The 7912-nt window shown below is 62.1% G+C and carries 9 protein-coding genes and 1 riboswitch; of the genes, 6 read left to right on the plus strand and 3 right to left on the minus strand.

The window, feature by feature from the left end:
• Window positions 1-188: 188 nt before the first annotated feature.
• Entirely contained in the window at window positions 189-578 is a 390-nt protein-coding gene (locus JNL55_RS36655; RefSeq protein WP_293866872.1) for a hypothetical protein, read from the minus strand.
• Between the two features lie 163 nt (window positions 579-741).
• Here JNL55_RS36655 and JNL55_RS36660 point away from each other — a divergent pair, with 163 nt between their 5' ends.
• From JNL55_RS36660 to JNL55_RS36685, 6 genes are all read left to right on the plus strand, one after another.
• On the plus strand, window positions 742-1041 hold the full coding sequence (locus tag JNL55_RS36660; protein ID WP_293866874.1) for a hypothetical protein: 300 nt from the start codon (window positions 742-744) through the stop codon (window positions 1039-1041).
• A gap of 111 nt (window positions 1042-1152) precedes the next feature.
• A complete protein-coding gene (locus JNL55_RS36665; RefSeq protein ID WP_293866877.1) occupies window positions 1153-1599 on the plus strand; it encodes a hypothetical protein in 447 nt (148 codons plus the stop codon).
• 140 nt (window positions 1600-1739) lie between these two features.
• A riboswitch (cyclic di-GMP riboswitch) is annotated at window positions 1740-1826 on the plus strand.
• 171 nt (window positions 1827-1997) lie between these two features.
• Window positions 1998-4016, plus strand: a complete 2019-nt coding sequence (locus JNL55_RS36670) for a hypothetical protein (protein WP_293866880.1) — start codon at window positions 1998-2000, stop codon at window positions 4014-4016.
• A 90-nt stretch (window positions 4017-4106) separates the two neighbouring features.
• A complete protein-coding gene (rraA, locus tag JNL55_RS36675; protein WP_293866883.1) occupies window positions 4107-4589 on the plus strand; it encodes a ribonuclease E activity regulator RraA in 483 nt (160 codons plus the stop codon).
• 9 nt (window positions 4590-4598) lie between these two features.
• Window positions 4599-5819, plus strand: a complete 1221-nt coding sequence (locus JNL55_RS36680; protein WP_293866886.1) for a helix-turn-helix domain-containing protein — start codon at window positions 4599-4601, stop codon at window positions 5817-5819.
• A 10-nt stretch (window positions 5820-5829) separates the two neighbouring features.
• Window positions 5830-6468 carry a DUF5074 domain-containing protein gene (locus JNL55_RS36685; RefSeq protein WP_293866889.1) on the plus strand — a complete coding sequence of 213 codons (639 nt, stop codon included), beginning with the start codon at window positions 5830-5832 and terminating at the stop codon, window positions 6466-6468.
• Here the strand turns inward: JNL55_RS36685 and JNL55_RS36690 are convergent, their stop codons facing one another.
• The gene (locus JNL55_RS36690; RefSeq protein ID WP_293866892.1) at window positions 6469-7614 is read right to left on the minus strand and encodes a carotenoid 1,2-hydratase; all 1146 of its coding nucleotides are present in this window, start codon (window positions 7612-7614) and stop codon (window positions 6469-6471) included.
• 47 nt (window positions 7615-7661) lie between these two features.
• On the minus strand, window positions 7662-7912 hold a 251-nt coding region (locus tag JNL55_RS36695; RefSeq protein ID WP_293866895.1), incomplete at its 5' end, for a hypothetical protein.

The following is a 7912-nucleotide window of genomic DNA, read 5'->3' on the forward strand; positions in this document are numbered from 1 at the left end:
CGCAGCCGCAGGCTCAAACTTGTGTCGGGGAAGGGAGCGAAAAGCGTGCCAGCGCGTGACGGCGCTGACTATGCGTAGTTTGTGGGCGTAGTTCGTGGGCGGAGTTTGTGAGTGCAGCGGTGCACTTGGGTCGGGATGCACCAACGCGAGGCCCCGCTAGCAGGCCTCGCGCACGATCATGGGGCGTATTACGGCAACTGGATCTTGCCGCCGCCGCGGCCGCCGGTGATGCCGGGCACCGGCCCCTGCGGCACCACCAGCTGCGAGGCCTGCTGACGGCGCATGTCCTGGATCTGCTGCACGGTGCGCTCGATGGCGGCCTGCGCGGCCGGCGCGAAGCCCTTCACGGCATCGCCCAGCGTCGGGCCTTCGATTTCGAAGCTGATGGGCACCGGACCCATGTTGGTCATGATCTCGGCCTGGCCGATGAACAGCACCGGGCGGGCCGGGTCGACGCTGGCGTCGGGCAGCACCGGGGTCAGGCGACGGATGGCGCCGACCTTGCGATCGGTGAAATTGTCTTCTTGATAGAGCCCGTCCAGATCCATCTGCGGGTCCTGATTACGATCGTCGGCCATGGCAAACCTCTAAGGAATTCGCCCGCTTGCAGCGGGCTATGGGAATTGGTGGCGGTTTCTGACAGTAGACCAGCCGCGCCGCGCTTGTTCAAGGCGGTGACAGTCTTCGTCATACCAGCCGCAACGCCGGTACAATGGGGCCATCTTCAGCGACAGCAACGCCATGCAGGAATCCGACAACCCATTCAGCGAAGCCTTCGGCAAGGCCGTCGACCTCGGCAACCGTATTGCCGATACCGACGACAAGGCAGACATCTGGGACATCGCCGATGGGCTGTTGGCCGGCGCCGTCCAGTACTGGCTGTATTCGCGCCAGCCGTGCTCCGATCCGGAGTGCGAAGAGTGCCAGCCGATCAGTACCGCCGAAGGCCGTATCGAAGAGTTGCGCAAGTTGATGCGCCAGTTCGCCGAAGAAAGCGAATACTTCCATTCGCCCACCGACCGTAACGTCGGCCGCGCCTAAGCCCTGGAACTCGACCACTCACGACGTTGCGCCGTTGTCAACGGCGCGCGCGGGAATATTTCGCGGCAAAAATAGTTTGCACGTACGTGCTTGATCCGTAATGCGGCGTAAATGCAACGCCAAGATCAGACGACGTTTTGCGAATCAGCGCACACCGCGCGAATCGTGGCGCCCTTCACACTTTCGCCCGTGACCTTCGTGCGGGAGACCGATGCGGTGGGAATGTTGAAGAACTTGAAGCTCAGACATCGCGCCTATGTGTGCGCCTATAACTCGTTTCGGTTCGCTGCGCGCTTGCGTGGCGACTTGAGCGAGTTCGCGCCTTCGATTGCCGAAACCTTGGAAAGCGTGGGCGACGAGCTCGCTGCGCTGGCGCGCGACAGCTGCCCAGCGGAGAGCGAGCGGCGTCAGTTGATCGAAGGCTTGGAAGGCGCGCTGCGCGCGCTCGGCTTGTCCGATGCCGCCCAGGTGCACATCGTTTCTCAGCTCGCGCCGCGCATCATGGCCGGCGAGCCGGCGAGCGCCAGCAAAGAAGCCTGGACGCGCATGGCAGTGTGAAGACGGCTGAAAAACAGGCCAAATGAGACATAACCTCAAGCCCGCAACAGTCAGTCACCTGTCGCCGAATGCCGTGTCCGCTGAAAGCGACCGTACTGCTTGACTTATCGCCTGTCGGTGCCGATGATCGAATCGTTCCAGTGATTCAAGGGCAAACTCGCTGAAAGGCGAGGACGCAAAGCTTCCGGTCTAACGGATTCATTTCCTAAGACAGCGGGGTTGCCACGGGGCCGCAATGATGCGGCAACAGTTTCGCCATACAAGAAAACAGCGAAACTGCCGTGAACTCGAGCACGACGCGCATAGCGTGCTCCCCCCCGCCCGAAATGTGTCCTTTACGCCCGAGTTGTGTCCGAAATGCGGGTGTTCGAACGGCGATATGGGTCTGGGGAAGCAACGTGGAAGACAACGCCAGCAAGGTCTATGTAGAGCCAGATAGCTCACAGCCTCCGCTCGTCTCCCAAAACACGGGCAGCGGCACGCAACTGTTCGTCATCAACCTGTGCGCGTCGATCGCGCCGGTAGCGACGGACGGAAGAAACATTCCCGGCCTCGAGAACTACAAGCTTTATCAAGTCGCGCGCGTCGAAGATGGTCGCACGCGGCATCGTCTGCGCCTCGGCTTCTTCACCAACGAAGCGCATGCTGAACGCGTGCTCACCGTGGTCCGCCAGCAATATCCGACTGCATTCACCGCCAGCCTCAGCGAGGAAGATCGTCGCTTCACTCGCGGTTATTTACCTGAACGCGCACCGGCCCCGAAGGCTGCTGCACCGGTCGTCGCCAAACCCAAAGCACCGACTGACGAAGTCGTCGAGATGACTTGGGAACCCGATGAGGAAACCAAGGCCGCGGCCTCTTCCGCGTCGCTGCCGAAGATCAAAGCGCTCACCGAAGCCGCTGGCCTCGCTGAAATGAGTTGGAACGACGAGCCCACGCCGACCGCGGCGCCGGCACCGTCGAAAGAACCGCTCGCTGTCGGTCTGCTCAGCGGCAAGTTCGCCGCGCTCGACACCAGCAAGCTCAAGATCAAGAGCAATGCTCCGGCCCCGGTCGAGAGCAAGGCAGTCACGCCGCCTGCGCCTGCTGCAAACAAATCCGTTGCTCCGCCTGTGCTCACCGCGAGCAAGCCGGTTACGCCTCCTGCGCCTGTGCTAGTGCCGCCGAAATTAGATACGGCATCCAGCGTGCGCGTGCCGGCGCTGACTTTCTCCGATCCTGCGCCTACACCAGCCGCGCCGAAAAACGCTGCGCCCGCTGAGCCGTATCACGTTGGCAAGGGACTCAACATCGAAGATGTCGATGCCTTCGAGCTCGATCTCTATGACGATGCGCCGGGCAAGGCCGCCAAAGCGGCGGCGCCGGTTGTTACAAACCCAGTTGTTACAAACAAAGCTGCGCCGGCCAAACCGCTCGCTCCGCCGGTAGCGACCAAGCCTGTCGCCAAACCTGCGGTGCCCGTGACACCCGCGGCGAAACCAGCCGCTCCGGCCGTCAACAAAACTGCCGCTGCGTCGGCCAAGCCTGTGCCTGCGGCGCCGGTTCGCGATGCCTCGCTCGTTCATCCCAACCTCGACAGCACGCAGACCATTCGCGCGCTGACCACCGAGGAATTGAACGACGCGGCTCAAGAGAAATGGTTTGCGATTCAGCTGGCCGCCTCCGACCAGCCGGTCAATCTGGACACCATGCCGCACCTCGATATTTTCGAGGCGTACAGCTTGTACTCGGTGGCCACCGCCGGCAGCGGCAAGATCGTGCACTCGTTGCGGCTGGGCTTCTTCAAGGAAGCGGTGTCGGCCGAGGCCGTGTCGGGTTATCTGAAGACATTCTTTGCTTCGCCGTCGGTGCTACGAATCAGCGTTGCTGAACAAGCACGCTTCAAGGACGCGCCGCAGCCGCGTCGTGCCGAGCCAGCGGAAGAGCCGAAGAACAACGTGGTCGCGCTCAACAACGCCCGCGCCTCACGCGCGCCGGTGGTTCCGACGGTGACCATGGAAGTCGATCCTTCCGCGACCGGTGCGTTCCGTGCGAACGCCACTGGCGCCTTCCGTCCCAATGCGACGGGCTCGCTGAGTTCGGCCTCGGGCTCTTTCAAGCCGGGCGGCACCGGAGCTTTCAAACCCACCGCGACCGGTTCGTTCAAAGCCAACGCCACCGGTACTTTCAAGTTGAATTCCACCGGCATGCACAAGGCGTTGGACAGCAAAGTCGCCGCCAAGTCCGCCGCACCGGCCACCAAGCGCTCCGAACCCACGCGCTCGCCGGGCAACACCGGCAAGCACAAACAGCTCAAGAAAAGCCTCAGCCAAGAACTGATGGATGAGGCCCGCGAAGTGGAGCTGTCCGAGAGCGGCATTCGCAAGCTGCCGCAGAACGGCTCGTTGCTGTCGCGCCTGCTCGGCAAGAAGAAGTAAGCGTAGGCCCACCCGACCGAGGCTGGTCTGGCCCTACCTCGCCGGCTGCGGCAAACTGCGGCGTCTTCATCCTTGTTATCGGGACGCCGCGTGGACATCAGAACCGCCGATCTGTGCGATCAATTCAGTGACGAACTGGAAGTCTGCGAACCGTTGTTCGGTGACTTCGGCGGCACACTGCAGTTTGGCGGCCAGATCGCCACCCTCAAATGCTTCGAAGACAATTCGCTGGTGCGTGACTTGACCGCCGAGGCGGGCAACGGACGCGTGCTGGTCATCGATGCGGGCGGATCCATGCGTCGCGCAGTCGTGGGCGATTTGTTGGCGAAGAAGGCCGTCGACAACGGCTGGGCCGGCATCGTGGTGTACGGCTGCATTCGTGACTCAGCTGCGATCGCCGATATGAACATCGGAGTGAAAGCGCTCGGCACTCATCCCATGAAAACCGACAAGCGCGGCGAGGGCCAAAGAGATATTCCGGTGCGTTTTGGCGGCGTGATTTTCCGCCCGGGCGACTGGTTGTACGCGGATGAAGACGGCGTGATCGTTGCGCGCCGTGCGTTGATCAAATAGCCGACTGGGATGGACTCACTGATCACCGCCGCGGCACGGGCGCTTGCGGCGGGCGATCCCCTCGGAGCTTTGAAAAGAGTCGCACTACGCGATGACGCACCGGCCCTCGCGCTTCGAGGCATTGCGATGGCCCAGCTCGGCGATTTCGTTCGAGCGAAAGCCCTGATCAAAAGTGCCGCACGCGCCTTCGGCCCGAGAGAAGCCGTAGCTCGCGCCCGATGTGTCGTTGCTGAAGCTGAAATCGCCCTCGCCTCGCGTGATTTAACTTGGCCCGCGAAGGCGCTCGACGCTGCACGCGTAACTCTCGAAGAGCACGGCGATCGCGCCAACGCCGCGCATGCACGCTATCTAGAAGTCCGTCGTTTTCTTTTGATTGGCCACCTCGATGACGCCGAACGCGCGCTCGCTCAATCCGATCCAAGCGCGCTCTCTGCGGCCCTACGTGCTGCTCATGAGCTGACCGTTGCAGGCATTGCCATGCGTCGCATTCGCCCGAAAGACGCTCGCGCAGCGCTCGGGAGAGCTGAAGACGCCGCACGTCGTGCTGGCATCCCTGCGCTTTACGCAGAAGTTCAAAGCGCCGCTGCTATGTTGAACACGCCGGCAGCGCGCTTGCTATCGCGTGACGAAGAGCGGCCGCTGCTGCTCGATGACGTCCATTCGTTGTTGTCATCGAAGGCGCTGGTGGTAGACGCTTGTCGTTATGTGGTCCGAGATTCACGCTCTGTTACGTCGCTCGCCACTCGCCCTATCTTGTTCACACTGGTTCGCACGCTCGCCGAAGCTTGGCCGGGCGATGTGCCCAGAGGCGCGCTCATCACCCGCGCATTCCGTGCCAAGGTCGCTGATGAATCGCATCGCGTACGGTTGCGCGTCGAACTCGGAAGACTTCGAACGATGCTCAAAGGCCTTGCCGACGTGAGCGCGACCAAAGATGGCTTTACGCTGAGGCCACGTCGCGCACGTGAGGTCGTGGTGTTGGCCAGACCCGTCGAAGAAGAACACGCCGCGGTGCTGGCCTTTCTGGCCGACGGTGAATCGTGGTCCAGCTCAGCGTTGGCTCTTGCACTTGGTGCCAGTCAGCGCACCGTGCAACGAGCGCTCGATTCGCTTGCAGACAGCGGCAAAGTGCAATCCGTCGGCCGCGGTCGCGCCCGCCGTTGGATGACGCCGCCGCTGCCAGGATTCGCGACGACATTGTTACTCCCCGCACCGCTGCCGAACGACTAGCATGACCGACATGAAAACTTCAGCAGCCAACGTGCTTCGCGAATACGGTCCCTTCGAGGGTGTGGACGGCGTGCATGGCGTCACTTACGACGGCCAGCAAGTCTGGTTTGCATCGGGCGATAAGTTGAACGCGCTCGATCCCGAGAGTGGGCAAACCCAACGTTCCATCGAGGTCGCCGCGCATGCCGGCACGGCGTTCGACGGCAAACATTTATTTCAGATCGCCGAGAATCGGATTCAGAAAATCGACCCCGCCACCGGGCGAGTGTTGCATACGATTCCTGCGCCCGGCGCTGGCGGCGACTCGGGTCTTGCTTGGGCAGAAGGCACGCTGTGGGTGGGCCAGTATCGCGAACGCAAGATTCATCAGATCGATCCCCAAACCGGCGCCATCCTGCGCACCATCGAATCCAATCGGTTCGTCACCGGCGTGACTTGGGTCGACGGCGAGCTGTGGCACGCCACCTGGGAAGGCGACACCAGCGAGATCCGTCATATCGATCCGAACAGCGGCGAGGTTTTGGAACAGCTCGACATGCCCGACGGCATCGGCATCTCCGGACTCGAATCCGACGGTGCCGATCGTTTCTTCTGCGGCGGCGGCCGCACCGGCAAACTTCGCGCAGTTCGCCGGCCGAAGCGCGGCTGATTACAGCCGCATCTTCTTGCCGTAGCCGGTCAGTTCCAGATAACCGCGGCCGATGACTTTGTCGGCCTCGTAGGCGAGCACGGCGCCTTCCCAATAGATGGTGCCGGTGGAACCGCTGGCGTCGTTCTCTTGATCGTCCATCAACGGACGCAGCGTGATGACGCGCGTGCCTACGGTGACTTGCCATTCGACGGGATAACGAACACCGGTGCGATCCGAGCGCCAGTGGCGCAACGGTTTCCATTCGATGTCATCGGGTTTGTATGAGACGGCTTCGGTACTGTTGGCTGCTCGGTATTTCGCGGCGGCCCACAGTTCGCTGTCGTTGGGGCCGCGCATTTGGAACATCATCAGCGCGCCGCCGTCGTCGAGATTCAGGCCGATCCAGTCCCAGCCTTGAGCCCGCTCATCGACGATGGCGCCGGACCATTCGTGGTCGAACCACGCGCGGCCCTTCACTGCTCGTTCCTTGCCTTCGATGCTCACGCTGCCTGTGACCGCAAGCTGCGGCAGGCTGTAGTAATAGCTGGCTGAATTGGGATTCGGACCTTTCTGGCTGAAGCCGGCGTCGCCTTGAAGCAGCGGCGGCGCCTTTGGTTGTAATTTCAAGTTGAGCTGCAGGTCGTTGGCTTTGGCGACTGCGATATACGTGTCGCCGTCACGGCGGAGTTGCCAGTCGTCTATGTAGACGTCCAGCGAACCTTCCTTCGCCGCTGCCAAACCGAAGCCAGGGCGAGCGGACTTCTCGTGATGTAACAGAGCGCCGCGCTTGGGGTCACTCACCGCGAGATGCGCGAACAGGACTTGGCGAAGAGCAAAGCGCGAAGGGTTGTCGCCGTCGATGCCGGTGCGCGAGCGGAAGAATGTGAGTTGAAAGCCGAGCGGTGCGCCGGAGGTGTCTTCGAGCCAGCCGGTGACGTACCACCATTCGGTCTTGAACTGAGGATGGCTGCCTTCGTCCCGAGGCAGCTCGATGCGATAGCCCGGAACGACGTCCGGAGAGATGACTTCGGCCTGAGCGCCGGAGATTGTTAACGCAGCCGAGATGAGCATGCAGCCGAGTTGCCCAATGCGAGCGACCAGCTTGTCAGCTCGATCCTTGACCAGCGCGACGACCGCAGCGACGCAGCTGCCAAGCGAGGCCATGAACATCATCAGCCATTGCGACCGCGGTCTCAGGCAAGGCGCGAGCACTACCAGTCCTCCCGAACGGCGCGCACCACTTCACCACCCATCGCCTGCCGGCCGCTGACGACAGCAATCAACGCTGCGGCTGCAATCAGCGCGACGCTCAGGCTCGTCAACAATCCGACTGGCGCGCGTAAATCCATACTCCAATGGAACGACTGCCGATTCACCACGTAGATCAAAATCAAACTAATGGCCGCGCCAGCGAGCAACCCGACGATCACACCGAGCGCCCCAAGCACCGACCCTTCAATCG

It is taken from the genome of Steroidobacter sp. (assembly GCF_016790065.1).
GTDB lineage: Bacteria > Pseudomonadota > Gammaproteobacteria > Steroidobacterales > Steroidobacteraceae > Steroidobacter.

Bases quoted from the DNA above. Each gene is read 5' to 3' on its own strand.
- JNL55_RS36660 (WP_293866874.1), top strand. From the start codon at position 742: ATGCAGGAATCCGACAACCCATTCAGCGAAGCCTTCGGCAAGGCCGTC.
- JNL55_RS36655 (WP_293866872.1), bottom strand. From the start codon at position 578: ATGGCCGACGATCGTAATCAGGACCCGCAGATGGATCTGGACGGGCTC.
- JNL55_RS36680 (WP_293866886.1), top strand. From the start codon at position 4,599: ATGGACTCACTGATCACCGCCGCGGCACGGGCGCTTGCGGCGGGCGAT.
- JNL55_RS36665 (WP_293866877.1), top strand. From the start codon at position 1,153: ATGCAACGCCAAGATCAGACGACGTTTTGCGAATCAGCGCACACCGCG.
- JNL55_RS36690 (WP_293866892.1), bottom strand. From the start codon at position 7,614: ATGGCCTCGCTTGGCAGCTGCGTCGCTGCGGTCGTCGCGCTGGTCAAG.
- JNL55_RS36685 (WP_293866889.1), top strand. From the start codon at position 5,830: ATGAAAACTTCAGCAGCCAACGTGCTTCGCGAATACGGTCCCTTCGAG.